Genomic DNA, 24,245 nt, shown 5'->3' on the forward strand with positions numbered 1-24,245 from the left:
CTGAATCCCACCCGGCGGCAGCCGGTTTCCCTGACTGACTGCCGATCGCGCTTCCCGTTGCCGTACCCCCTCCAGGAGTGGCTCGTGACTTACCGTGATCCCCCCGCATCGAGCGGCCGCTTTCCCCGGCATCTTTGGTTGTTCGTTTCCGTGGCTGCGCTGGCCACGTTGGCTGGGTGCAGCAGCAAGGCCCCGCAGGCCGAGACCGCGCGCCCGGTGATCGCGCTGCCGGTCAAGGCATCCGATGGCGCGGTGGTGGCGCAGTTTCCCGGCGAGGTGCATGCGCGCTATGAGATGCCGTTGTCGTTCCGCGTGGCCGGGCAACTGACGGCGCGCTATGCGCGGCTGGGTGATGCCGTGAAGAAAGGGCAGGCGCTGGCGAAACTGGATGACGCCGATGCGGCCAAGACGCAAGCGTCGGCCCAGGCGGCGCTGGAGGCGGCGGAGCACCGTTTGGTCTCTGCCACGCAGCAGCGCGATCGCGACGACGCGCAGGCCAAGCAGAATCTCATCAGCCAGCTTCAGCTCGAACAGACGCACGACGCCTTCGCCGCGGCGCTCGCCGCGCGCGATCAGGCCAAGCAGCAACTCGCGCTGGCGCAGAATCAGTCGCGTTACACCACGCTGGTGGCTGACCGCGATGGCAGCATCACCAGCGAACAGGCTGAGGTGGGGCAGGTCGTGGCGGCTGGCCAGCCGGTGTTCGGCTTCGCTTGGTCGGGCGATCGCGACGTCTTCTTCGACGTGCCGGAAGATCGCCTCGCCAGTATCTCGGTGGGGCAGGTGGGTGGGGTAAGCGTGTCGGCCTTGCCCGGAAAGAGTCTTGCCGGCCATGTGCGCGATATCGCTCCGGCCGCGGACCCGCAGGCGCGCACCTATCGCGTCAAGCTCGCACTCGACGAGCCGAGCGAGCAGCTGCGTCTGGGCATGACGGCCGAGGTCTCGCTATCGGCCAAGTCGAGCGCGGGCGACGGCGTGCGTATTCCTGCCACAGCGCTATTCCATCAAGGCGACCGGCCCGCCGTTTGGGTCGTGCGGCCTGCGGATTCCACGCTGGAACTGCGCCCAGTGACCATCCTGCGTTACGGCGAGCGTGATGTGCTGGTCAACACCGGCCTGCACGCTGGCGAGCGCGTGGTGATGCAGGGCGTGCATGCCGTGTCCGCTGGCGAAAAGGTTGCGCCGATCGCACCGCCGCATCCCGAGGATGCGCCGCTATGAACGAGGAGGGACGTTTCAACCTTTCGGCCTGGACGCTGCGTCACCAATCGCTGGTGTTCTTCATCATGGTGATGGTGGCGCTGTTCGGCATGTTGTCGTACAGCCGGCTGTCGCAATCGGAAGACCCGCCGTTCACCTTCAAGGTGATGGTGATCCAGACCTTCTGGCCGGGCGCCGATGCGAAACAGATGCAGGAGCAGGTGACCGACCGCATCTCGCGCAAGCTGCAGGAAACACCATCGATCGATTTCCTGCGCAGCTATTCGCGCCCTGGCGAGTCGTTGATCTTCTTCAACGTGAAGGATTCGGCGCCGGCCTCCAGCGTGCCCGATACTTGGTACCAGGTGCGCAAAAAAGTCGGTGACATGGCGGTGCAGCTGCCGCCGGGCGTGCAGGGGCCGTTCTTCAACGACGAGTTCGGCGACGTCTACACCAATATCTACGCGCTCGAAGGCGACGGCTTCACCCAGGCGCAGTTGCACGACTACGCAGATCAGTTGCGTGCCGAACTACTGCGTGTGTCCGGTGTGGGCAAGGTCGATTTCATTGGCGACCAGAATCAGCGCATCTTTATCGAGATCCCCAATGCCAAGCTGTCCAAGCTCGGCATCAGCCCGCAGCAGATCGCGCAGGCGATCAACCAGCAGAACGCAGTGGCGGCGGCCGGAGTGCTGATCACGTCGGACGATCGCGTGTTTGTACGGCCGACCGGACAGTTCGACAATCTCGATGCGCTGAAGAACACCTTGTTGCGCGTCAACAACCAGACGTTCCGGTTAGGGGATATCGCCACCATCCGGCGCGGCTATGACGACCCGCCGAGCCAGCAGATGCGCTTTATGGCGCAGCCGGTGCTGGGTATCGGCGTCACCATGCAGCCTGGCGGCGATGTGGTTCACCTCGGCCAGGCGCTGGATACAGCCACCGTCGCGCTGCAGAAGCGCCTGCCGGCTGGGTTGAAGTTGACCGAAGTCACCAGCATGCCGCACGCGGTATCGCATTCGGTTGACGACTTCCTGGAGTCCGTCGCCGAGGCGGTGGGCATCGTGCTGCTGGTCAGCCTGCTGAGCCTGGGCTTTCGCACCGGCATGGTGGTGGTGATCTCGATTCCGTTCGTGCTGGCGGCGACCGCGCTGTGCATGGAACTGTTCGGCATCGGCTTGCACAAGGTGTCGCTCGGCACGCTGGTGTTGGCGCTTGGGCTATTGGTGGACGACGCGATCATCGCCGTCGAGATGATGTCGGTGAAGTTGGAACAGGGTTGGAGCCGGGTGCGCGCGGCGGCGTTCGCCTATACCAGCACCGCATTCCCGATGCTGACGGGCACGCTGGTGACGGTCTCCGGCTTCCTGCCGATTGCGCTGGCCAAGTCGGGCACCGGCGAATACACGCGCTCGATCTTCGAGGTCTCCGCAATCGCCTTGCTGGTGTCGTGGCTGGCCGCAGTGATCGTGATCCCGCTGTTGGGCTATCACATGCTGCCGGAGCATCATGCGCGCGCCAAACCCGGGCAGGAATGGTGGGCACGCTTTCTGCCGCGTCGCTGGAATGAGGCGCGCAGCGCGAAAGCGGCGGCCATCGTGCATCGCGAAGGCGACATCGAAATCTACGACACCGCGTTTTACCGGCGCTTCCGCGGCTGGTTGGATTTCTGCCTGCAGCACCGCTTCCTGGTGCTGACGTTGACGGTGGCGCTGTTTGTGGTGTCGCTGGCGGGCTTCGGGCTGGTGCCCAAGCAGTTCTTCCCCAGTTCGGACCGCCCGGAATTGCTGGTCGATCTGCGCCTGCCGGAAGGTGCTTCGTTCGAGGCGACCCTGAGCCAGGTGAAGCGCTTCGAGGCCGTGATCAAGGATCGCAAGGAGATCGCCAACTACGTCAGCTTCGTCGGCAGCGGCGCACCGCGTTTCTATCTACCGTTGGATCAGCAACTGGCACAGCCCAACTTCGCGCAGTTCGTGATTACCGCCAAGGACGTCAAGCAGCGTGAGTCGCTTGCGCGTGATCTGGATGGCGTACTTCAGCGCGACTTTACCGCGGTGCGCAGCCGCGTCAGCCGGCTGGAGAACGGGCCGCCGGTCGGGTTCCCGGTGCAGTTCCGCATCAACGGCGACGATATCGCCAAGGTGCGCGAGATCGCCGATCAGGTGGCCGCCGTGGTGCGCGCCGACCCGCGCACGCGCAATGTCCAGTTCGATTGGGACGAGCCAGCCGAGCGCTCGGTGCGTTTCGAGATCGATCAGGTCAAGGCGCGACAGCTCGGCATCAGCTCGCAAGACGTGGCCAGTTTCCTTGCCATGTCGCTCTCCGGCACCACGGTGAGCCAGTACCGCGAGCGCGATAAACTGATTGCGGTCGACCTGCGTGCGCCGAAGAACGACCGCATCCATCCCGACCAGATCGAACGCCTTGCGTTGCCGACTCCGAGCGGCGCAGCCATTCCGTTGGGGCAGCTCGGGAAGGTCAGCTACGGTCTGGAATACGGCGTGATCTGGGAGCGCGATCGTCAGCCGTCCATCAATGTGCAGGCCGATACGCGCAATGGCGCGCAGGGGCTCGATGTCACCAACGCCCTCGACAAAAAGCTCGACGAGGTGCGCAGCCATCTTCCGGTCGGTTATCGCATCGAAGTGGGCGGCGCGGTGGAGCAGAATCAGAAGGCGCAGGGCTCGATCAACGCGCAGATGCCGTTGATGGTGATCGCCGTGCTGACCTTGCTGATGATCCAGCTGCAGAGTATCGGCCGCACCTTCATGGTGGTGCTCACGGCGCCGCTGGGCCTGATCGGTGTGATTGCCTCGCTGCTGATGTTCGGTCAGCCATTCGGCTTTGTCGCCATGCTGGGCACCATCGCCATGCTGGGCATCATCATGCGCAACTCGGTGATTCTGATGGATCAGATCGAGCAGGATATTCATGCTGGCCAACCACGTTGGGAGGCGATCGTCGGCGCTACGGTGCGGCGTTTCCGCCCGATCACGCTGACTGCCGCCGCGGCGGTGCTGGCGCTGATTCCTTTGCTACGCAGCAACTTCTTCGGGCCGATGGCGACCGCCCTGATGGGTGGCATCACCGTGGCTACCGTGTTGACGCTGTTCTATCTGCCGGCGTTGTACGCCGCGTGGTTCCGTGTGCGGGCCGACGAGCCGGCGCGAGAGGTTGCACCATGAAACATGTCACCACGATGAGGCTGACGTTTATTGCCGCAGCCGCCACCACGCTCGCCGGCTGCTCGTTCGCACCGCCGGCCAAGCCACCGGCTTCGCCTTCGCCAGGCAGCTACACGGTCGAACCCGTTCCCGCAGTCAGTGCGGAGGCGGGCGGCGTCGCGCAGCATTTCAGCCTCGGTGCGCGCCCGGTGCCGGACTGGTGGCGGCAGTACGGATCGGACACGTTGAATGCCTGGGTGGACGAAGGGCTTCGCAACAATCCGTCGCTGGATGCGGCCAGGCATACGCTGGAAGTCGCGCATCAACAGTTTCGCGCGGAAGTCGGCGAAGCCCTGCTGCCGTCGCTCAACGCGGGCGGGCAGGCCAGCCGCCAGCGTGCGCTGGGATTCCCCAAGTTCGGGCCGCCGACCAACCTCTACAACGTTTATGCCGGCCAGTTGAACCTGAGCTACACCTTCGACCTGTTCGGCGCGGCGCGCTATGGCGTGCGAGAAGCGGCGGCGCAGGTGGATCTGCAGTCGTATGAGCTGGATGCGGCACGGCGCGCGCTCGCTGCCAACATTGTGGTGGCCGCCGTCAATGCGTCGGCCCTGGCCGAACAGGTCACTGCCAGCGAGCGGTTGACCGCGCTGGCGCGCGAACAGGCTGAGCTGACCGAGAAGTCGTTTCGACTGGGCTCCGTATCGCATGACGATCTGCTGTCGGCACAGCAGAACGCCGCCGCGTTGGAGGCCAACTTGCCGCCGCTGCGCACCCAGGCACAGCGCGCCCGACACACCTTGGCCACCTTGATGGGACGCACGCCGGATCAGGCGCCGGCGGTGCTGCCGCTCTCGCAGTGGCACTTGCCGGCCGATGTGCCCGTCAGCGTTCCTTCCGATCTGCTGCAGCAACGCCCTGATGTGCTCGCTGCCGAAGCCGCCGTGCATGCGGCTTCGGCGCAAGTGGGTATAGCGACGGCCAATCTGTTTCCGCGTATTTCGCTATCGGCCTCGTACGGCTCCGCTGCCTTCAAACGGGCTTCGCTGTTTACCGGCGTCGGCGAGGTGTGGAGCGTAGGCGCGGGGCTGGTGCAGCCGATCTTCCACGGTGGCGCGTTGCTGGCGCAACGCAAGGCTGCGATCGCGAGCTATGACGCTTCGGTGGCGCAATACAAGCAGACAGTGTTGAACGCGTTCCAGAATGTCGCGGATTCGCTTACGGCTTTGAATCAGGATGCGCTGGCCTTGCAGGCTTCGCAGGCGGCGGCTGCGGCGGCAGGGCAGTCGTTTACCGATGCGGGGGCGCGGTACAAGCTTGGTGCGGTTTCGTATCCGGTGACGTTGGTGAGTGAGCAGCGGTGGCAGAACGCGCGGCTGTCGGAGATTCAGGCTACGGCGGTGCGGTTGGTGGATACGGCGGCGTTGTTTCAGGCGATGGGGGAGGGGCGGGGTGAGGGTGTGCACTAGCGACACCTCTTCCTATTTCATCACCCCGGCGTAGGCCGGGGTCCAGTGTCGTTGACGTTCGATTTAAGCGTTATCGCGACCTGGCTCGCCTGCGGCGGGCTGTCGAACCGCTGCCGCGGTCCGAGTCACTTTCTCTTGCTTGCCCAAGAGAAAGTAACCAAAGAGAAGGGCACCCCGGTTCCGCGCCCTCCGGCTCCGCCTACGGGTACGTGAGGGCTGGCCGGGCCTGCTCTTAGATGACATGGGGACACGACGTCCCTGTCGTGTCGAAAAGGCATGGGCATCCGTGCCCATGCCCCTGCGGGCCTTATCGTCCAGCCCTCACCGCTGCACAGGGGACCCGTCACGGGCTCGCTGACGCATCGCTTTTGCTTCTGCCCCCTCCCTTGCTTGCGACGCAAAGCTAGTCCCGTGGGACAGGGGAGGGTTGGGGAGGGGTGAGTACTTGAGAAAGCGTATCGGGAGAGGTTTTCGCAAGGGTTCACCCCCTCCCTGCCTCCCCCTGCGAGCAAGGGGAGGAGAACAGCGCGCCAGCTGAGATTCGACGCTATTTGGGTGCCCGATCAGGCCCCATCCGCAACGAACCCCGCCGCCAGATGCGATAGATCGCAAAATGGCTTGTTCTTCGATTGCCCACAACGGCATAGCTTGGCTTCGGTGACACGAGCCACCGTGCGTCCGGTGCCTGCGCAGATTTCCAGGTTGCCGCGCACGTGTAGCGGGCCATTCTTCTGCGGTGCTACTTCCAGTGGTCCATCGCGTACGGCTAGTGGATCGACGCTGCTGCTCTTCGGCTCGCCGCTGGCGACAAAGCCGGCGGTGGCATGTGTGCCATCGCACCAGGGTTTGTTGTTGGATTGTCCGCAGCGGCACAGGGTGGCGCGGAAGCCGTCGTTGTTGCCGGCCAAAGTGAGCGGTGCGTGCAGTGCGTAGGGGCCGTTCTCGCGGATGCGTAGCTGGTTCACTGCGGGAGCCGCTTCTTCGGCGGCGCCGTCGTGTCGCTCATAGCGGATCGCGCCGGAGGGGCAGCTGTGGGCGACGGCGATCAGAGCTTCTGTCGATACAGTGTCGGGATAGATCCATTCTCCCGGCGTGTTGGCTTTGAACACGGAGGGCGCGTCGAGGACGCAATGGCGGGAGTGGATGCAGCGTCGGCCTTCGAAGATCACGGTGACGTCGCGGCCTTTCGCTGTTTCGATTTTCGATTCTGCGGGCGCTGCGGGCGTAGGCGACGGCGCTGGGACGTTCACCGGTGTTGCTTGTTGAGGCGTTGCGCTTTCGATGCCGGCCAGCTCAAGCAACGCAGCTTGCTGTGCGGCAAGCAGGTCGATGACGCCGGGCCACATTTCGCATCGCTCACCGTCGACCGGGTGCACCGGCAGTTCGATCGCACGCTGGCGCAATTGACCCATGCGTTCGGCGACGAACCTGGCCGCGTCGCTTTCCGGCAAGCGCGTCAATGCACGCAGGGGGGTGAACGTCAGTCCGGCATGTGGACCGTTCGCATCGTCACCTGCGGGGCGGGCGGCAAGGCCCTGGCCTACGGGTACCAGCGCGCGCATCAGCGAAAAACTCGCGGTCAGCCAGGTGGCCTTCGCACGCCGCTCGCGCGTGGCGAAGCCTTGCAGCAAACAGCGCAGCGAGGTGGTGTACATCGCGTTGCCGATATCGAGCCAGCGCGCGATGCGCGGCTCGCTGATGTACACGCGCTCGCTTGCGCTATGGACTGGTGCGTTCATCACCGGGTTGGTCGCCGCGGGCCATGCCGGTGCGAAGCTTGGATCGGCGGCGGTCAGTGCGGCCAGTTCGTCGGCGATACGCGAGAAGCGGGAGAAGTGCGAGTCGATTTCTTCGCTGCCGGCGCCTTCGCCTTGCGTCACGATGGTGGTGATCGCGCGGCGTGCACTGTCCAGGTCGGTCACCGCAACCATGCCCGGCAGCGGCGCCAGGCTGGCATCGATCTGCAGTGCTGGGTCGCCGATAAAGACGGCTGATTCACCTTGCGCGGCTACGCAGGCTTCGAGCGAGTGCGCGAGCACTTCGTACAACTCGCCGACGGTTGCGTAGTCGCGTGGCCCCGGGCTCAAGCGGCTTTCGGGAATGGCGCGTCGATACTGGCGCGTCGGCTCGAAGCCGGCGCCGTCGGACTGCGCTTGATTCGACGATCGCTCAAGGAATTTGAAGTGCTCGATGGTCTCGGCGGAAAAAGCCGCCAGCCGGATCACGAAGCCCGCCGGATAGGGACCGGCGTCGACCGGTAGCGCCGGTCGGTTCACGTGCGGCGTCGAGCCGAGTGCATTGGCGAGGTTGCCGACCAGCGCCAGATGGGTCATCTCCTCGAACACCACCGACATGATAGTGGCGCGCCAGCGCTTGACCGCTTCGCGCTGCGCCTCGCTCCAATGCGGGTCATCCCACTTCAAGCTGAAGGCTGCGTAGAGATAGCAGCACATCAGGTGGTGCTCTATTTCGGAAGCTTCATGCAACCAATAGATCAGTTGTTCGCGGCTGGGCAGGTGAACAGCGGATGTCACGGGAAGAACTCCATGCGGGGACGCTGGGCACGCATGGTAGAGCAGGCCGGGAGGCGTTGGCAGCTTTCACGCATACCCATATGGGTGAAAGCTGCCATGCCTGCGGAGGGGCAGCCCTCCGCTACGGCTTAGGGTTCGATGACGTCGAAGTGCACGTCCGGATTGATGTCCGCGTCGTAGTCCACATCCTTGCGCGCGAAGCCGAACAGGCGCAGGAAGTCGTGCTTGTAGCCGGCGTAGTCGGTGAGCTGCGACAGATTTTCGGTGGTGACGGTGGGCCACATCGCCTTGCAGGCCTGCTGCACGTCGTCGCGCAGCTCCCAGTCGTCCAGGCGCAGGCGGCCTTCGTCGTCGGTGTTCGGTGCGGATCCGTCCTGGCGATACAAGGCGTCATGGAACAGGCGGTTGATCTGCTCGATGGTGCCTTCGTGGATGCCTTTCTCCTTCATGATGCGGAACACCATGGAGACGTACAGCGGAATCACCGGAATGGCGGCGCTGGCCTGGGTCACCACCGATTTCATCACACCGACATAGGCGTCCAGCCCCTGCGCGGCATAACGGCTGCGCAGTTCGCGCGCGGTGTTGTCCAGGTGTTGCTTGGCGCGGCCCAGCGTGCCGTGCCAGTAGATCGGCCAGGTGATCTCGGTGCCGACGTAGCTGTAGGCCACGGTCTTGGCATGCTCGGCCAGCACGCCGGCCTTGCTCAGCGCGTCGATCCACAGCGCCCAGTCCTCGCCGCCCATCACGGTGACGGTGTCCTTGATTTCCTGCTCCGTCGCCGGCTCCACGGTTGCCTGGATCACGGTGTCGCGGTTGGTATCAACCGACGATGCAGTGAACGTTTCGCCGATGGTCTTCAGCGCGGAGCGCACGACTTCGCCGGTATCCGGCAGCTTGCGCACCGGCGACGCCAGCGAATAGACCACCAGGTCGATCGGGCCGCCCATGTCCTGCTTGATCAGCTCGATCGCGCGGGCGCGCGTCTCGTGCGAAAACGCATCGCCATTGATCGACTTGCTGTACAGCCCGGCCTGCTTGGCCAGCTTGTCGAACGCGGCGGAGTTGTACCAGCCGGCGGTGCCGGGCTTGCTGTCGCTGGAAGGCTTCTCGAAGAACACGCCCAGCGTCGCCGCGCCGTAGCCGAAGGCGGCGGTGATCCGCGATGCCAGCCCATAACCCGTGGACGCGCCGATCACCAGCACACGCTTGGGACCCGTGGCCGGCGTGCCGCTGGCCTTGGTGATCTCGATTTGCTCGAGCACGTTTTTCTCGCAGCCGGCGGGATGCGCAGTGATGCAGATAAAGCCACGAACCTTGGGATGGATGATCACGAACTACTCCGGTTACGTCACAAGGCCGCCATTTTAATCAGCCTGCGCAACATTCGCTGGCGCAGGGTGGGGCGGCGGCTTTTTGGGCGCTGACTGGGATAGCTGAGTCGTGGGCCAGACGAACTGCCCCCTCCCTTGCCAGCAGGGGAGGGCTGGGGAGGGGTAGGCACTTGAGAAAGCGTTTCGGGAGAGGTCATCGCAAGTGTTCACCCCCTCCCGACCTCCCCCTGCGAGCAGGGGGAGGGGAACATCGCGCCAGCCGAGATTCCGGGACAGGCACGTGCCTGTCCCGGTGCACGTGGATCACGGCGTTACGCTGAAGCTCACAGGCCCACTCAGCACACCGTAGCCATCGTTATAGAGATACCAGGCGGTGTAGCTGCCCGGCGACAGCGAGGACGTGTTGAGGGCCACGTTGCCATTGGCGGTGGGGACATATTGCCAGGTGATCGACGAGCTGGACCCCGGCGTATTGCCGGCGCTGTAGATGCCCACCCAGTTGGTGGCGCTCAGCTTGCCGCCGGTGGTCGCATAGTCGAGCACCAGATTGGCGCCTTGCGGCATGGTCGGCGTGGTGGTGGACAGCGTCGGTGCTACCGGCAGCGGCGTGGCCTGCGCGAACGCATCATTGATCGGCGCGGCGTAGGTGTCGTTGGCCGTCAGCGAGGACAGGCCCAGCGCCTGCTCGATGGTGCGGCCCACGCTGAAGTGGTTGTAGCTGGTGGAGCTGCCATAGCCGGCTCGCACCGCGCCTTGGGAATCCACCAGGATGGTGGCGATGTGATTGCCGGAACTGTTGGCCTTATCCGCGGACTCATCCCAGGTCAGGATCAGCAGCGAGTGCTGGCCGGTCCAGGCGGGGGAGTTGAAGATCGGCTGCAGGGTCTGCTTCAGCCAGCCGTCTTGTACCTGCAGGCTCGCCGATGAGCCGTTTCCCGAAGCCTCGCCGTCGTACCAGTCGTCGGCCGCCAGCCAGGCGAAGTTAGGGGTGCTCGCGGCGGTTTGCAGGTCGCTATTGAGCTGGCTCAGATCCACCAGGTGCGCCTGGCAGCGCGCGAAGTCGGTGCTGATATTGGTGAAATTGATGAAAGGCGCATCGTCGGGTCCGAAATACGAATCGTAGTTTTTGTTCGTATTGCACGGCGTGCCCATGCCTTGCTCATACGCCTTCCAGCTCTTGCCGATGGCTTCGAGGCGATCGCCGAGATGCGGCGAGGCGACGTGGATGTTCGGGTAGTAGATCGCGCCCTGGACGAAATTGTCGCCACCCGCGACGGCGAGATAGTTCTCGTCGCTGGGGTGGTAGGTCCCGCTGGAGTTCATCAGCAGCGTGCCGCGGTTGGCCAGGCCGTTGATGAAGGGCGCATCGGTGGTGTCGCCGATGACCTGGTTATAGGTGGTGTTTTCCATCATGACCATGAAGACATGGTCGTAGCCCGGCACGGTCGATGTTGGAATGGTCAGCGCCGGGGCGGGCACCGGGGTGGAAAGCGTCAGCGATACATTGTCGGCATAGCCGACGTTGTAAGTGCCGCTGGTACCCACAAAGCGCAACAGCACGGAGATCGCGCGCGTGCCGGCGGGCACCGGGTTGCTGATGGCGCGCGCCAGGAAGGCGTTGGCATAACCGCGGTCGGCCGCCGTCACGGTGGGCACGGTCGCCGACGAACCCAGCGGGGTGCCGCTGGCATCGAGGAAGGTCGCACTCAGCTCGGTGTGTCCGCTGTAGATGCCGTAGCCGCCCAACCAACCGGACAGCGTGTAGGTCGTGGTACCGGTGTCGATGGCGGCGCTGGCGGCCGACACATCCACTCGCTGCTGTAGCGCGGAGTCACCGTAAGGGCCGTCGGCGAGAAACGCCTTGCCGCGCGCCGGTGTGCTGGGCGTGGAGAAACTGGCGGCGGAATAACACACGACGCTCGGATTGCCTTGCAGCACGGTCCAGCCCGGCACTGTGGTGACCGCGTTCCAATCCGGCGTGCACGCGGCCGCTTCGCCGTCGCCACCGACGATCAGGTTCGCGCTCGTGTTCGCGCTGGTGAATGGGGCAGCCAATGCGGAGCTGGCCGAGCCTGTTGCAACGATCAACAGGGCGGCGCTTAGCGCCGCTCTATACGTCCTTTTCATGGGTGCATGACCTGTCAGCGCCCGTTATTGGGCCGCGCCATGCTCTGCGCTGCAGATGACAAACGTACTCATGCGAGAGGCGCAAAATCATGCGGATCGAAACTAAGGTTTCGGTCCGCATCTGCTTGAACTCGGCTTGGGCATCCGAGGCAAGCAGCTCATACTCGACTCGAGTAGCGCAGTTGAACATCCACTGCGCACCAAATCGGTCCGTCAGCCGGCCGAAGTAGTCGCCCCAGGGCTGCACAAGCCCCTGCTTGCAGAGGATGGCGCCAATAGCTCGGCTCGCTAAGCTTCGACGCTAATCAGGAGCATCGATACCGCTTCTGATCGCACCCGTAAGGAAGTCCTCACAGAACGATTCCAAGTGAAAGCCCACTATGCATTGCCGGCCGCCATGGAGGAGTCGGGAACATGCCCAACCTCATTGTTGCCAAGTTTGATACTCAATTCGCAGCAGCCTCAGCCGAAGGCAAGCTGCTATCACGAGGCATGCAGCGCGCACATGTGACGACTTGCGTCGATGAAAGCGTGGGCAATTCAGCGGCAAGTTCAAGCGCGCCGACGTCGGTCGTCTCCAGCATCAGCCATCAGGGCCATCGAGAGCATCAGAAGGTATCGGAACTCCGTTCGCCAAGCAGTCTCCCCGGACCGGCGCAAATGGGTCATGCCGTGGTCACTGTGGAACTGGACGATGAAATGAGTGCCGATGATGTGCGCCATCTCCTGGAACTCGTTGGTGCCAGGTCCATAGAGCTGCTGGATATGAAAGCGCCAACAGAGAATCCGCTCTTGTGCCCCGAACACGGCACCAGTGCTTCGGTCGATGTAGAGCGCGCCATCTGTGCCACCAGGGGTAGCGAGTCCTTGGGGCCGCATTCTCGGCATTAGCCGCATAGCGCTGGCCACGGCCATCATCCCGCTACCACTTTCCATGGCATGTTCGATCGAGGTGTTGTGGTGAGGTTACCCCCACCACAAGACCCTTGCCGATTAGTGCTTAGTGGGCACGATCACCGTATCGATCGCGTGGATGACGCCGTTGCTGGAGGCGATATCACGCTGGGTGATGTTGGCACCGCCGATGCTGAGCTTGTCGCCGTCTTTCCTGACGGACGCGGTTTGGCCCTGCATCATTTTCGGTGAGGTCAATTTCTCGACTTCGACGGCTGATGTCCGGCCTGGTAGCACGTGGTACTTCAGTACGGAGATCAATTCCGCCTTGTTCTCTGGCTTCAGCCAGTTGTCCAGCGTGCCCTTGGGCAGCTTGTCGAACGCTGCATCCGTCGGCGCAAAAACGGTGTAGGGACCCGAACCTTTGAGGACACTGGTGAGTTCGGCTGCTTCGAGAGCTTTGCCCAACGTGAGGAAGGAACCGTTGGCCGCTGCTGTATCGATGAGGTTCTTGGAGGAAGCCTGAGAGGTGTTGGAATCATGATTGGACATGGAGTTGCCTTGAGTGATGATCCGCGTAGCGGATCTTGAGCGGACGAAACCGCGACTCCGATGTAGATCGGAGAAGTACTCAGATGGCGTTAGGGAGAGGACCGCGTGGCTGAGACGCCTGCCAAGGAGGAGACTTGCTTTCCTGGCGCCGTCGCAGCATGCGCTTGCAGTTGTTAGGTAAGGGTAACGTGGCGAACGACTTCACTTGCGCCTGAGCTCGTGGAGTTCATCCCAGTGCAGGGTTCGGTAGTCGAAGTTCGCGGGCAGCTCCGGCTTGATGATCTGGAAATACGGTGAGATATCGAAATCGCGTGGCGCGTACAAGCTGCTGCTTCGTATGTGCAGAATTTCTGCACAAAAGGTATCTCGCCCGGGATGTTCTTCCGGTATGTGCTCGATATCGGGAAGGATCGGGTAACGAATGTTTTGAAATAACGTTGCAATCAGACTCGAGCAGATGGCCTTGGTGGGCTCACCACTGCCGAGCGCGATCATCCGCCGCCGCCAGTGCGTAGGCACCGGTGGCGTCGGCAACAGGTAGCGTGCGAGATCGAGGAGATTCCCCAGGTCATAGGTCTGGCCAACGTGGGTCAGGGCATCGGCGATCAGCTGCTGCACATCGTCAGGCGTCAAGCCCAGCGGGCGGCAGATGCGCGTATGCGCGTGCTCGTAGCGCGTTAGAGGCACCAGGCGCACGCCCTCCTGCATATCGGCCTCGATCAACATCGGCATGTCATGCCCCGTTGTTGCGTGCGCTTCGGCGCCGAGATAGAGGGCTGCGTGTGACCAGGTGGACTGAGTCAGATATTTGATTGCCAGGCTGACCCGCGAAGAACCCTCGATCAGCAGTACGTCACCGGGGAGCAATATCGCCGTCATGCGCTGTGCCGGCACCATGGCTACAGGTGCGTAGCGTTTCAATGGTTTGGTGAGGTAACGAGCAAGCGGGCGTCCGAACAGTCGCAGCAGATAGGCGAGCATGAGGCACCCTCTTGAAGCTTGGCTGATGGCATCCTACCGCGCTGCCCATACGCACACCCTGCCTGGCCGACAGCTTGGTAAAACATTACAGCCGCGTAACAGCGGAAAGCGCATGTTGATCGTACGACGAAGCTACTCTGGGCCAGCTCCGATCGTCTCAGGCTACGGTTTCCCTTCTAACGCCACTGAGTTCACTCCGGCCTGGTCGGATACGTGGGCTGCCGTCCGCTTATGACTTGCAGGAGGCAGGTCAACACTCAAGGCAACGCTTATGTACGCGCTCAATCAAACGAATTCGCTGTACTTCTACCCGCACAAGCTCAGTTTTGGGCCATTCCTGAAAGCGGCTGGCAGTGGGCAGCACAATCACCGATTTCCGGAGGACGACGCGTCAGCTACATGGCCACGTGCATCGACCTCAAGCCAGCATGGCCCGCCGATGCCCAAGGTGGACTCGCCGAAACAGCTCGAGAAGAACCTGCAAGACTTGGAGGCCCATCGTATGGATGATGACGGTGCAAGGCATTCAAGGATTGAATCCAGCGAGCGCTGACAGCACCCGTTGATCCTATCTATGGCCAGTCTATAAGGCAGCAGTCATGACAACCGTTTCAGGTATGACCACCAATGGTTTTACGTACGAAGGCGACTATGAGCATGCAAACTCGGGCCGCGTCACATGGACCGCTACGTACAGGCGTGGAGGTATTTTCTTCGGTATGCGGCACGGGCGTATCTACGAACTTCTCGGCGTTCCCATGACAGAGGTCGATACCGCTGTGAAGGATGACATCGAGTTCACGTGGGTCCAATCCAGCTAGATGGATTCCTGGCCGTACTTCGAACGTGTTGTTCAATCCGAACATCCATGCATACGGCCTTCGCTGGCGAGAACGCAGCGACGCTTCATTTCAGCGCGCATAGCGGCCCCCGGGCATGTGATTGGCCGAAGTCCGCAGGCCGTGCAGCGGGTCTTTCAAGGTCAGAATCGGTTTGGGTATCTGACGCGATGTAAAAGTTCGAGCTGCCGTGCGCGCTCTTCTGCCTTCTTTTTATCTTGAGCCAACATCAACTGCTGCCTGTGCGTCAGGGGTACAGGCACGGGAACTGGCTCGACGAATCCCATGTGGCGCGCGATGCGAGTAATGTGGTCCAGCCATGCCTGGAACAATGATGGTGAGCGAGGTAGTGATGTGCTGTGAGCGATCATGATCATGGCCTTTGCCGCATTTCACTGCTTATCGGATGGCAGCGAGCGTGTTACCCCTGCGAACAATATGCGCTCTTCATCATTAGGTGGTTGTAATGGGACGGTGTTTGAAGGAACGATCTTTGGATTGACCTTATAAGTGCTTGTCGTCCATGTGTTCTCCAATAGTGTGAGAATCTCTTTGGATCACGCGTGCGCGCCATGCGTTACGCCAGCGTAACAACTTCACGCGCATAGTGACTCAGTGCCTTGAATGTTCTTTGTTGCTTGGCACCTCAGCTCTGCGGTTATCTCCCTAACGCTACTGAGAACGTCCCCGCGCCATGCCGGGGTTGCGGTTTTGGCCGCCCGGGATCTGCGTCTGCGGATCCACATTCAAAGGCAATCTCATGTATAGCCCCGTCACTCGTGTTCCGGCCACCAACCTTGTCGACACCGCCGCTGCCCATGGCTCCTTTACGACGCTGCGCAAGGCGCTGGATGCCGCGGAGCTGACCCATGTGTTGCAAGGCACCGGTCCATACACGGTGTTCGCACCTACCGATGAAGCTTTCGGCAAGTTGCCCCATGGCACCCTCGAAAATTGGTTGAAGCCGCAGAACAAGGCTGAGCTGGTTTCGGTGCTCAAATATCACGTGTTACGCGGCTATGCCTCAGCGGCCGACATAGGCACCATGACTCACCCGCAGATGCTGCAAGGCCAGTCCGCCGATATCGAGAAGGACGGCGAGCGGATCAGCATCGACGGTGCGCATCTGGTCGGAGCGGATATCTCCTCCAGTAACGGCGTTATCCATGCCATCGACGCCGTGATTCAGCCCACCAAGCCGGCAGCAAACACTCAATGACTAGCGGCTGATGCGTGGAAATCGTGGCGAGGCTATGCCTGGCCACTTTTCTTTGTGTGCCCGTCAACGAAATCAGCGGTGATCGCAGGCTGGCGTACCCGCCTTTGAAGAGGAACGCGATGCTCGCTTTGCCTGCCCTGGCATGCATGGCCGCACCATGGTTGCAGCCGTGGCGTCGGTGGTCATGAGCATTTGGGACACAGCGCCAAGGCTAACCTGAGGTGGCTTTGAAGTAGCGGTCGAAGGAGCGGTTCACGGCTTCGCACGCTTCTCCGATGATGTTCCTTCCCCAGGTGAAGCCGAACACGTCGGCGAACTTGTAACCCTGCAGGCGTGACTGGATATTCCTGACGTCGCTCGGTCGCATAGGTATGTAGTTGGGGTAGCTGTACATAAACGTGACATGGCGGCGGTCCATCGCGACCTGCAATGCATCACCTGGGAAGAGCGCTCCGCCTTCGCGTGGCCCATGTTTCCAATGAAGGGCCGTGCTGCCGTCAAAATGGCCGCCGCAACGAATCAACGTGACCGTCTCTGAAAGCCTATGCTCGTCGCCGCTCCAGAACTGGATGTGTGGCGACGGCCTTAGCACCCAGTCCTTATCGGCTTCATGCAGAAGGATCGGAACGCCGCCAAAGGCCTCGCTCCATTCCACCATGGCGGCATAGAAATGGGGATGCGAAATAACGATGTAATCCAGCCCGCCGCGGGCCTTGAGTGCTGCCACGGCTTCGGGCGTGACGAGGCTGAGGCACTCCCACAGGATGTTGCCGGCATCCGTGGGCAGATAGAGCGCCCGTTGATTGATGGCGAACGCAGGTTCGAGACCGAGGGCAAGTAGGCCTTCTTCCTCCTGAAGGTGGAGCCTGTGCTCGGCGCCAAGTGCTTCGTGCGTCGTCCATGCCTGCCCAGACCATCCGACATATTGCCGTTCGTCTTCACATACGGGGCAGGTCGTCGGCGGAACGACTGACTCGGCGAATTGCGTTCCACAGGTGCTGCAAATAGGGAAGGGCATGGTTAACCACTAAAGGCGGATTTGGCGGGGAAGTGAAGCACGTTTGAAAGAGAGATCACATGGTGGTGCTGGTCGTCTCGGTCTGTTGTGCCAGATGGTAGCGTCACGGTCGCTGGTTGTGATCGATATCCGAGATGACCGCGCACGACTCGGCGCGATCAGCGGAGCATGAAGCACCGGCCGCCGCGTTGAATGGCCATGGCCGGGATAGTGCTAGCATCGCGGAAACTCACACGGACACCGCTCCGTCACTTGAGGGCAAGCTCCGGTCTGAGCACCGACTCTGCCGCAGCCTCTGCCGTTGTACGTTGGAGCACCGCATGAACACGCCTCAGCCTGTAGCTCACCCTGTCCATTTTGGACGTATAGCACCGACTGTGACGGTTTCGGATATCGAGCGAGCTGTTCGCTTCTATACCGAAGTTCTTGGCTTTACCAAAGTATTCGAGAATGGTTCGCCGGTCGGATTCGTTATCCTCAAGAAGGATGCGGCTGAGCTCCATTTATCGCTTTCAAAGCGGCATAAGGCGACTGCTCAGAATGTGGCTCACCTTATGGTGTCGGAGGCAGCTGCGCTGTACGCACAGCTCGAACAGAGCCAGGTCAGAATCATCAAGGCCATTCGCGATGCGGATTTCGGCCTCAGATGTTTCGTCTTCGCAGACCCGGACGGCAATCGCATTGATGTCGGCCAGAGCATATAGCGCGACGGATGGAAGTGTGAGTGGCGACAGGACTGGTGGGGAACGATGTCGCGAGCACCCATCCCTCACCCCAGCCCTCTTCCCGGCGGGGAGCAGAAGCATGCTCGCGCACACGTTGAGATGTGCACAGGAGACAGGTCCCTAGTCAGGGGCGTGGCTCGAAAAAGGCTTCACGGTTCCGAACTTTCCAGCGTGGTAGTCCGCGGTGGCTTGCTCAATCTCTTCGTGGCTATTCATCACAAATGGGCCCACCTGCACGAGCGGTTCGTTGATCGCCGGGCCCACAATGGCGACAAACTTCACTTCCCCATTCGCAGCATGCAGCGCCACCGTCCCCGTCACCCCGGCCGAGACGGTGACGGCTGCGCCCGAAGGCAGCTCGGTGGCATCGGTCTCCGTTGTGCCGAGTTCGCGCGCCGTCAGACTCCCGTGCCGGGCATAGAGCCAGAGATTCCAGCCGGCCGGTAGCGGCAGGTTGATACGGGTGTCGGCGTCCAGCCGACCATCCACGATAAGGATGGGTGCCGGGGTATGCAGCGGGGACGTTTTGCCTCCCAGCGAGCCGGCCAGTACGCGCAGGCGCGTTCCAGGGCTTTCGATCACCGGCACGTCGGCGGCGTGCACCAGCATGGTCGCCGGCTCAAGGCGCTTCAGCGACTGCGGCAGGTTGACGAATAGCTGCAGTCCATCCAGCCGGGCCTGTTCGCCCTCCGGCTGCTGCGTATGCACGATGCCCTTGCCGGCCAGCGTCCAATGCAGGTCGCCGGGCTCGATCCGATGATCGTTGTGCACGCTGTCGTGGCTGCTCATCCAGCCTTGAGTCTCCTCGAACAGCACGGTGACCGCCGACATGCCGGCATGCGGATGCAGCTCGAAGGTTGGGCCGGTCATCACGAAGTGATCGGCCAGTACCAAGGGGCTCATCGCACGATCGAAGTCGGTATGGCGGAACTGGCGGATATGGCAGTGCGCGCCGACGGCATGCGGTTCGCGCATAACCGGGCGCGAAAAGCGCAGGCGGCTGGGCCTAAGGGTGGGAGAGGACATATGTTTTCTCGTGATGGCGATGACCGAAACGCCCAAAGTGTCAGTGCGTCGACTTTCCAGCCGATGTTGCTTCCTTCGCCAGCGCTGCATGCGCCAGTTCGAGCGCCTTGTCGAGCGCCTGGTCAGGTGGTGTCGGTACATCCGGCTTTACGCCAACCCCTTGCCAGTCGGTGCCTGTGATGGGATTGATCGAACGCATCTCCGGCAGCTTGATCAGGAAATGATCGGTCAGGCGCCGACGCTCATACGGGTGCGCACCTCCGCCACTCGCTTCGCCCACCACGGTGATGCGTTTCATGGCTTGCAGGTCGTAAGCGAAAGCTTCTGCGGCGGAAAACGTTTTGTGCGAGATGAGCACATAGACGGGCTTGGTACCGCCGAATCGACGCCCAGGGACCCACACTGGCGTGGTAGTGCGGGTGAGCTGATTGCTAGGGCGATCGTAGATCGCGCTCATCTCCGCCGGCTTGTCCAGCAAATAGGCGGCCATCAGCATATCCATGCCGCTGTCGCCCCCGCCGTTGTTGCGCAAGTCGATAATCAAGACCTTGGACTGTGCCAGCAAGGTCATCGCGGATTGCAGCATGTCGGCGGCGACGCGCGGCGGCGCGAACACACGCAGGTCCAGGTAGCCGATGTTGTCGTCGATGCGACGCACGCTCTCGAAACCGTGATTGACCGCAGGGCCGGCCCAGCTGTCGTCGTCTTCTTCGTATTGATCGGCCGTTCGCGCGTCGGGGAGCGGCACGGGTTGGGCGCTGTAGTTGATGCGAAAATGCCCGTCACCGGAAAGCTTGCGTAGCTCCATCGTCAGCGCCTGCGCGAAAGCCTCGGGCTCGCTATCGCGCTTGAAGGCATCGCTCTTCGCCTCTTTGCGAATCGCATCGGCGACTTTGCGCCCCATTGCCGGGTCGACATACCGGGCCTGGATCACCTCGGCGGCCTGTTCGATCACTTCGCGTTGGCTGTTCGCTTTTAGGGCCGAAGCGTCGAGATCCGCGGCAGCGGCACAGTAGGAGCCGAGCGCCAATGAAATGGTCAGCACAATGCGTTTCATAGTTAGGGACCTGGGACGGAGATGCGATTGACGTCGAATATCTGCGACGCGAGCGGTTAGCCCCTCCCCTTGCTTGCGACGCAGAGCTAGTCCCGTGGGACAGGGGGGGGCAGGGAGGGGGTAAGCCCTTGTGAAAACCTCTCCCGAAACGCCTTCTCAAGTATTCACCCCTCCCCAGCCCTCCCCTGTCCCACGGGACTAGCTTTGCGTCGCAAGCAGGGGAGGGAGCTAACAGCTCAAAGCAGGGGGAGAGGGGAGCATCGCGAAGCGCTTACGGCTTGACGACCTTGATGGCTGCAGTGTCGGCTGGCGCCGCCGGCAGGCCGAGCGGCGGCGCGAAGGTGTAGACATCGGAGCCAATGGCGTATCCAACGAAGTGGCCATCGCCGTCGGGCATGATGCGAATTTTATTCACCACGCGACCGAATTCGATCGGCTGCCAATGCGCACCGCCATCGCGGGTTTCAAAGCCACCTTGACTGGTGCCGACCCAGCCCAGCTGAGCGTTCGCGAAGCCGATGCCGAACTCCCGCACCTTGGCATCGTTGACCAGCGGAAGCTCTTTCCAGGTCATGCCGCCGTCGGTGGTCTTCGCTATCCGCTGCTGCGTTTCGTCTTTGTTTTCGCTGTCGCCCTGGATCGTGGCGTAGCCGATTTGGCGCGTGGGGAAGCTGCCTTTCCAGATCAGCTCGCCAGGGCGCTTGGATTCGTAGACTTTCTGCCAGGTTTTTCCGCCATCGTGCGTCGCTACGATCAGGGCGTGCGAGCGGTCGATATTCGCGTCGCTGCCGGCAAACACGATGCCGTTCATTTCGTCGAAGAACTTCACATCGACAATCATCGCCACCCACGGATTCATGTCGATGTTGGCCCAGCTGTTGCCGCCATCGAGCGAACGCAGCAGATAGGCCGGGCCGCCTACGCGTCCAGCGGCATGGATCATCGTATGGGTGGCGATCTTGCCAGCGTCGATGTAGTGCACTTTCTGCACATCGATGGCGCAGATGCCTTTGATCGCCGGCCCCGGCAGATTCATTACAGCGTGCCAGCTATCACCGCCATCGTTGGTTTCGTACAGCGGCGTGGGGTCGGTGACGCCAGGGAAATAGTCCGTGCCGAGATTGCCGGCGAACCCATGCTGCGGGTCGAGCATACCGATCGCACGAAAATAGGTGCCTGGCTGTTCTAGTACGCGTTGCCAGCTGCGACCACTATCGTGACTGCGCCAGATGCTGCCCTTCTTGCCGTTGACGTAGAAGCCCGTGTCGCGATCAACAAACTGGATGTCGTCCTGTTTGCCTTTAAAGGCCTCGGTGGGGAGCTTCTGCCAATGCGCGTCGGCGGCTGGCGTCAGTGTAGCTGCGCCATCGTTCGTCCTTGGCAGCGTTGTGCATGCGGCCGTCAGCGCGATACTCGACGCCAACAGGGCGAGGCGTCGCCATTCCTTTGTCCTAGACACCATGGGTTTCACCGTCGCGATCAGGGTGGATAAGTTGACGGTGGAAACTGTATAAGTGCTGTTATATATGGTCTACCCAACTAAAGGCACGGGGTGGGGGCTTTAGCATCACCCATCCCTTCGCGCTTCCTCAATTTTTGATGGGCCGACTGTAGCCGGGCGGAAAAGGGGCGTCGTTCGAGGGCGTCGATCGCTTCGCGAAGGACTTGAGATAGCGGTGCGGATAGACCTCGCTCAAGGTCGGCGGCGGCGATAGACGTCGCTGCCCAGCAGTGCTCGAGTGAGGTGACTTTGCGTTCCGCATGGGCTGTGAGGGAGACGATGCGTTCGCGCCCGTCTCCTCCGCGCCCGTACTTCACCCACTTCTGCAACGTCATTTGCGCCACGGTCTGGCTGGCTGCGGAATGGGTGATGCCTGCGTGGTCCGCGATGGCCCGGATCGACGATGGGCCCAGCGCCATCAGTGCGCGGATCACCGGTGTGAAACGTGGCCGGTAATCCAGGCCCGCCTGCTGGTAGCTATCTTCTACCGCGCCATCCAGGAGTTCGGCGAGGTGGCGGAGCAACGTGCCTAAAGATGCGGTGGGAGCCTTCATCTTCGAAACATATGAGTGCTGTTATATGGCGTCAAGCCATCGATCATTGAGGGGCATAGGTCCTGAGGTATCCCCTCCTTTTAAGCCGTCATTCCAGCGCAGGCCGGAATCCAGTTTCAATAAGTCGTGCGAAGTACACAAAAACTGTTTTGAGTGCTTCGCACGGCATTTCTACTGGATTCCGGCCTGCGCCGGAATGACGAGCAAAAACACGCTTCGCGCCCCGTCCCGATGCTTGAACTGACCGCCCCCTACGCGGCAACCACGCGATTTCGGCCTTGATGTTTCGCGATGTACATGCGCTCATCAGCAACGCGTAGGATGGCGTCGATCGTGTCGCCGTCGCGGCCGAATTCCGATACGCCGATGCTGATCGTGACCGCGCTCAGCCGGTGCGCGCCACTCTCAAACGATGCGCTTGCAATGGCGGCGCGCAGGCGTTCGGCTGTCGCGTGCGCCCCCGCAAGTGCAGCCTGGGGCAGCAGCACCATGAACTCTTCCCCGCCCACCCGGGCGAAGTCGTCATACGGCCGGATCGCATCCAGGCTTTTCTGCACGAACCCTTTCAGGATGTCGTCGCCGACACGGTGCCCGTAGTGATCATTGATGGATTTGAAATTGTCCAGATCGACCGACAGTAGGGAGAACGCCGCGCCGCCACGCTTGACCCGGCTGATCTCGGTTTCGATGTGCTCGATGAACTGACGTCGATTCGCCGCGCCAGTCAGCGGATCGGTGGCGGCAAGATGCGCCAACGTTTGATTGGCGCGTTTCAGTTCCTGCACTGCGTTTTCGGTACGCGCCATCTCTTCGCTGAGCTTCGCCATCAGCTCTTCTTGGCTGTAAATGGTCGAGAACGATCGCGTGGTGAGGAACGCTTGCACGACGCCGTAGCTCAGTAGAAAGAAGCCGCTCGCAAAAATCGCATGGGCGAGCCACCACATGTGGTTCCACGGACGCCCGAGGATGAACGCAAGAGACGATAGCGCGAACGACGTGACCGAGATGGCGAAAATCACCATCAGTGGCGAACGGATGCGACGCAGCAGGAGCATCGTCACGTTCAATGCGGAAAAAACAAGGGCTCCGCCTTCCATCGACAAGCGAGTCGGGAGGGCGCCGGCAATCGGCGAATTCGCGACATACGCCACGGCCAGATCCGCCAGCAGGAAGAACCCTACCCATCTCAGCCATGGACGGGGCGACCCGCGCCAATCCGCGTTGTCGGACGGTCGGTGATAGGAGAGCAGCCCGATCAACAGCAGCATCGACATCACAAACCGCGATGCCGGCCCATACAGCAGGAAGAGCCAGATATTTTGGTGCGCGAACCCGGTGAATACGCCATGCAGCGCATAGATCAGCACAAAGCCGAGAAAACCGAGTGTCATCCAGCGCAGCAGCGGTTCGCCGGAAGACTCGTAACAGCGCCACGTCACGTAAGTCACAAAAACGCCTTCCAGCGTGGCGACGGCGATCGCGATTTCGTGGAACGTGTGGTTCTCGAATTTGAGCGTGGGGTCCTGAAAGAAGAACAGGTAGGCGATCAGGTAGGCCGGAATCAGCGCAAAACCCGTGAGTAGCAGGCGGGCATACGTTCTGGTTACAAGCTGGGCAGCAGAGGGCAGCCCGTCGGCGACCGTGATAGCGCTCATGTGCACCTCCGATTTCACGTCGATTTCGCAAACGCGGGGCTCGTAGTTGGCTCCAAAAACGCATACGGGCCGCCAGTCGCCGGCATGAACGTCTGGTGTGAACGTTCGTGGCCCGGCGCGTGAGTCGCCTTCAAGTGTTCGTTATGCGAGGCGGAGTATAGGGGTGCCCTGATCAATTTTGCGTGGGCACATTGCGCTCCCTGTCCTCAAGGAGCTGACCGTGTCTGGCACGGTAGGCGCCACTGAAGTGGCGTTTAGAACGGTCGCGGTAGCAACAGAGGATGTGCTGCGACTTGTCGAGGGGCTTGGGAAGGGCCGCGCGCCCATTTCTACCCCATGCTCTCTACCCCAGGCGTGATGCCAATCATGGCCTCCCTGCGGCTCGCCGCAGGG

Annotated in this window: 18 protein-coding genes; 7 read left to right on the plus strand and 11 right to left on the minus strand. The window is 61.9% G+C overall.

The features are described 5' to 3' along the window. The first annotated feature begins 84 nt into the window (after positions 1-84). Genes OUZ45_RS16160 through OUZ45_RS16170 form a run of 3 tightly spaced genes read left to right on the plus strand, consistent with a single transcriptional unit; the run spans position 85 to position 5,836 of the window. Entirely contained in the window at positions 85-1,221 is a 1,137-nt protein-coding gene (locus OUZ45_RS16160; RefSeq protein WP_266171174.1) for an efflux RND transporter periplasmic adaptor subunit, read from the plus strand. Then, complete coding sequence (locus OUZ45_RS16165) at positions 1,218-4,388, plus strand: efflux RND transporter permease subunit (protein ID WP_266171175.1); 3,171 nt, start codon at positions 1,218-1,220, stop codon at positions 4,386-4,388. Before OUZ45_RS16160 ends, OUZ45_RS16165 begins: the two co-directional genes overlap by 4 nt. Beyond that, positions 4,385-5,836, plus strand: coding sequence for an efflux transporter outer membrane subunit (locus tag OUZ45_RS16170; protein ID WP_266171177.1), 1,452 nt, complete (start codon positions 4,385-4,387; stop codon positions 5,834-5,836). The genes OUZ45_RS16165 and OUZ45_RS16170 overlap by 4 nt, the downstream gene beginning before the upstream one ends. 563 nt (positions 5,837-6,399) lie before the next feature. Here the strand turns inward: OUZ45_RS16170 and OUZ45_RS16175 are convergent. From OUZ45_RS16175 to OUZ45_RS16185, 3 genes are all read right to left on the minus strand, one after another. Beyond that, positions 6,400-8,370, minus strand: a complete 1,971-nt coding sequence (locus OUZ45_RS16175; protein ID WP_266171178.1) for a ferritin-like domain-containing protein — start codon at positions 8,368-8,370, stop codon at positions 6,400-6,402. Positions 8,371-8,498: 128 nt separating this feature from the next. After that, positions 8,499-9,704, minus strand: coding sequence for an enoyl-ACP reductase FabV (gene fabV / locus OUZ45_RS16180; RefSeq protein ID WP_266171179.1), 1,206 nt, complete (start codon positions 9,702-9,704; stop codon positions 8,499-8,501). A 303-nt stretch (positions 9,705-10,007) separates the two neighbouring features. Further along, on the minus strand, positions 10,008-11,831 hold the full coding sequence (locus OUZ45_RS16185) for an alkaline phosphatase family protein (protein WP_266171180.1): 1,824 nt from the start codon (positions 11,829-11,831) through the stop codon (positions 10,008-10,010). 414 nt (positions 11,832-12,245) lie between these two features. On the opposite strand from OUZ45_RS16185, the gene OUZ45_RS16190 reads away from it, so the two are divergent. Continuing rightward, entirely contained in the window at positions 12,246-12,722 is a 477-nt protein-coding gene (locus tag OUZ45_RS16190; protein WP_266171181.1) for a hypothetical protein, read from the plus strand. Positions 12,723-12,824: 102 nt separating this feature from the next. Here the strand turns inward: OUZ45_RS16190 and OUZ45_RS16195 are convergent, their stop codons facing one another. Continuing rightward, positions 12,825-13,277 (minus strand): fasciclin domain-containing protein, encoded by a 453-nt coding sequence (locus OUZ45_RS16195; protein ID WP_266171182.1) that lies wholly within the window; start codon positions 13,275-13,277, stop codon positions 12,825-12,827. A 201-nt stretch (positions 13,278-13,478) separates the two neighbouring features. Continuing rightward, positions 13,479-14,258 (minus strand): YiiX/YebB-like N1pC/P60 family cysteine hydrolase, encoded by a 780-nt coding sequence (locus tag OUZ45_RS16200; protein ID WP_266171183.1) that lies wholly within the window; start codon positions 14,256-14,258, stop codon positions 13,479-13,481. Positions 14,259-14,529: 271 nt separating this feature from the next. On the opposite strand from OUZ45_RS16200, the gene OUZ45_RS16205 reads away from it, so the two are divergent. Continuing rightward, positions 14,530-14,811, plus strand: a complete 282-nt coding sequence (locus OUZ45_RS16205; protein ID WP_266171184.1) for a hypothetical protein — start codon at positions 14,530-14,532, stop codon at positions 14,809-14,811. A 1,046-nt stretch (positions 14,812-15,857) separates the two neighbouring features. Beyond that, on the plus strand, positions 15,858-16,316 hold the full coding sequence (locus OUZ45_RS16210) for a fasciclin domain-containing protein (protein WP_266171185.1): 459 nt from the start codon (positions 15,858-15,860) through the stop codon (positions 16,314-16,316). Positions 16,317-16,527: 211 nt separating this feature from the next. On the opposite strand, the gene OUZ45_RS16215 is transcribed toward OUZ45_RS16210, so the two are convergent. Next, positions 16,528-17,334 carry an MBL fold metallo-hydrolase gene (locus OUZ45_RS16215; RefSeq protein ID WP_266171186.1) on the minus strand — a complete coding sequence of 269 codons (807 nt, stop codon included), beginning with the start codon at positions 17,332-17,334 and terminating at the stop codon, positions 16,528-16,530. A gap of 320 nt (positions 17,335-17,654) precedes the next feature. Between OUZ45_RS16215 and OUZ45_RS16220 the strand changes: the two genes are divergently transcribed. Continuing rightward, complete coding sequence (locus OUZ45_RS16220; protein WP_266171187.1) at positions 17,655-18,038, plus strand: glyoxalase superfamily protein; 384 nt, start codon at positions 17,655-17,657, stop codon at positions 18,036-18,038. Positions 18,039-18,179: 141 nt separating this feature from the next. Here the strand turns inward: OUZ45_RS16220 and OUZ45_RS16225 are convergent, their stop codons facing one another. From OUZ45_RS16225 to OUZ45_RS16245, 5 genes are all read right to left on the minus strand, one after another. Then, the gene (locus OUZ45_RS16225) at positions 18,180-19,034 is read right to left on the minus strand and encodes a pirin family protein (protein WP_266171188.1); all 855 of its coding nucleotides are present in this window, start codon (positions 19,032-19,034) and stop codon (positions 18,180-18,182) included. 91 nt (positions 19,035-19,125) lie between these two features. Continuing rightward, positions 19,126-20,142: a S41 family peptidase gene (locus OUZ45_RS16230; RefSeq protein WP_266171189.1), complete on the minus strand. Its 1,017-nt coding sequence runs from the start codon at positions 20,140-20,142 to the stop codon at positions 19,126-19,128. Positions 20,143-20,413: 271 nt separating this feature from the next. Beyond that, positions 20,414-21,604 carry a WD40/YVTN/BNR-like repeat-containing protein gene (locus OUZ45_RS16235; protein ID WP_266171190.1) on the minus strand — a complete coding sequence of 397 codons (1,191 nt, stop codon included), beginning with the start codon at positions 21,602-21,604 and terminating at the stop codon, positions 20,414-20,416. 77 nt (positions 21,605-21,681) lie between these two features. Then, entirely contained in the window at positions 21,682-22,197 is a 516-nt protein-coding gene (locus OUZ45_RS16240; RefSeq protein WP_266171191.1) for a MarR family winged helix-turn-helix transcriptional regulator, read from the minus strand. Positions 22,198-22,448: 251 nt separating this feature from the next. Then, positions 22,449-23,852 carry a GGDEF domain-containing protein gene (locus OUZ45_RS16245; protein ID WP_266171192.1) on the minus strand — a complete coding sequence of 468 codons (1,404 nt, stop codon included), beginning with the start codon at positions 23,850-23,852 and terminating at the stop codon, positions 22,449-22,451. Between the last annotated feature and the right edge of the window lie 393 nt (positions 23,853-24,245).

Source organism: Dyella subtropica, assembly GCF_026283965.1.
Lineage (GTDB): Bacteria > Pseudomonadota > Gammaproteobacteria > Xanthomonadales > Rhodanobacteraceae > Dyella_D > Dyella_D subtropica.

Excerpts from the sequence above, each read along its gene's own strand:
- OUZ45_RS16195 (WP_266171182.1), bottom strand. The coding sequence starts at position 13,277 with ATGTCCAATCATGATTCCAACACCTCTCAGGCTTCCTCCAAGAACCTC.
- OUZ45_RS16165 (WP_266171175.1), top strand. The coding sequence starts at position 1,218 with ATGAACGAGGAGGGACGTTTCAACCTTTCGGCCTGGACGCTGCGTCAC.
- OUZ45_RS16190 (WP_266171181.1), top strand. The coding sequence starts at position 12,246 with ATGCCCAACCTCATTGTTGCCAAGTTTGATACTCAATTCGCAGCAGCC.
- OUZ45_RS16220 (WP_266171187.1), top strand. The coding sequence starts at position 17,655 with ATGAACACGCCTCAGCCTGTAGCTCACCCTGTCCATTTTGGACGTATA.
- OUZ45_RS16245 (WP_266171192.1), bottom strand. The coding sequence starts at position 23,852 with ATGAGCGCTATCACGGTCGCCGACGGGCTGCCCTCTGCTGCCCAGCTT.
- OUZ45_RS16225 (WP_266171188.1), bottom strand. The coding sequence starts at position 19,034 with ATGCGCGAACCGCATGCCGTCGGCGCGCACTGCCATATCCGCCAGTTC.
- OUZ45_RS16240 (WP_266171191.1), bottom strand. The coding sequence starts at position 22,197 with ATGAAGGCTCCCACCGCATCTTTAGGCACGTTGCTCCGCCACCTCGCC.
- OUZ45_RS16235 (WP_266171190.1), bottom strand. The coding sequence starts at position 21,604 with ATGGTGTCTAGGACAAAGGAATGGCGACGCCTCGCCCTGTTGGCGTCG.
- OUZ45_RS16230 (WP_266171189.1), bottom strand. The coding sequence starts at position 20,142 with ATGAAACGCATTGTGCTGACCATTTCATTGGCGCTCGGCTCCTACTGT.
- OUZ45_RS16170 (WP_266171177.1), top strand. The coding sequence starts at position 4,385 with ATGAAACATGTCACCACGATGAGGCTGACGTTTATTGCCGCAGCCGCC.
- OUZ45_RS16215 (WP_266171186.1), bottom strand. The coding sequence starts at position 17,334 with ATGCCCTTCCCTATTTGCAGCACCTGTGGAACGCAATTCGCCGAGTCA.
- OUZ45_RS16200 (WP_266171183.1), bottom strand. The coding sequence starts at position 14,258 with ATGCTCGCCTATCTGCTGCGACTGTTCGGACGCCCGCTTGCTCGTTAC.
- OUZ45_RS16205 (WP_266171184.1), top strand. The coding sequence starts at position 14,530 with ATGTACGCGCTCAATCAAACGAATTCGCTGTACTTCTACCCGCACAAG.
- OUZ45_RS16185 (WP_266171180.1), bottom strand. The coding sequence starts at position 11,831 with ATGAAAAGGACGTATAGAGCGGCGCTAAGCGCCGCCCTGTTGATCGTT.
- OUZ45_RS16210 (WP_266171185.1), top strand. The coding sequence starts at position 15,858 with ATGTATAGCCCCGTCACTCGTGTTCCGGCCACCAACCTTGTCGACACC.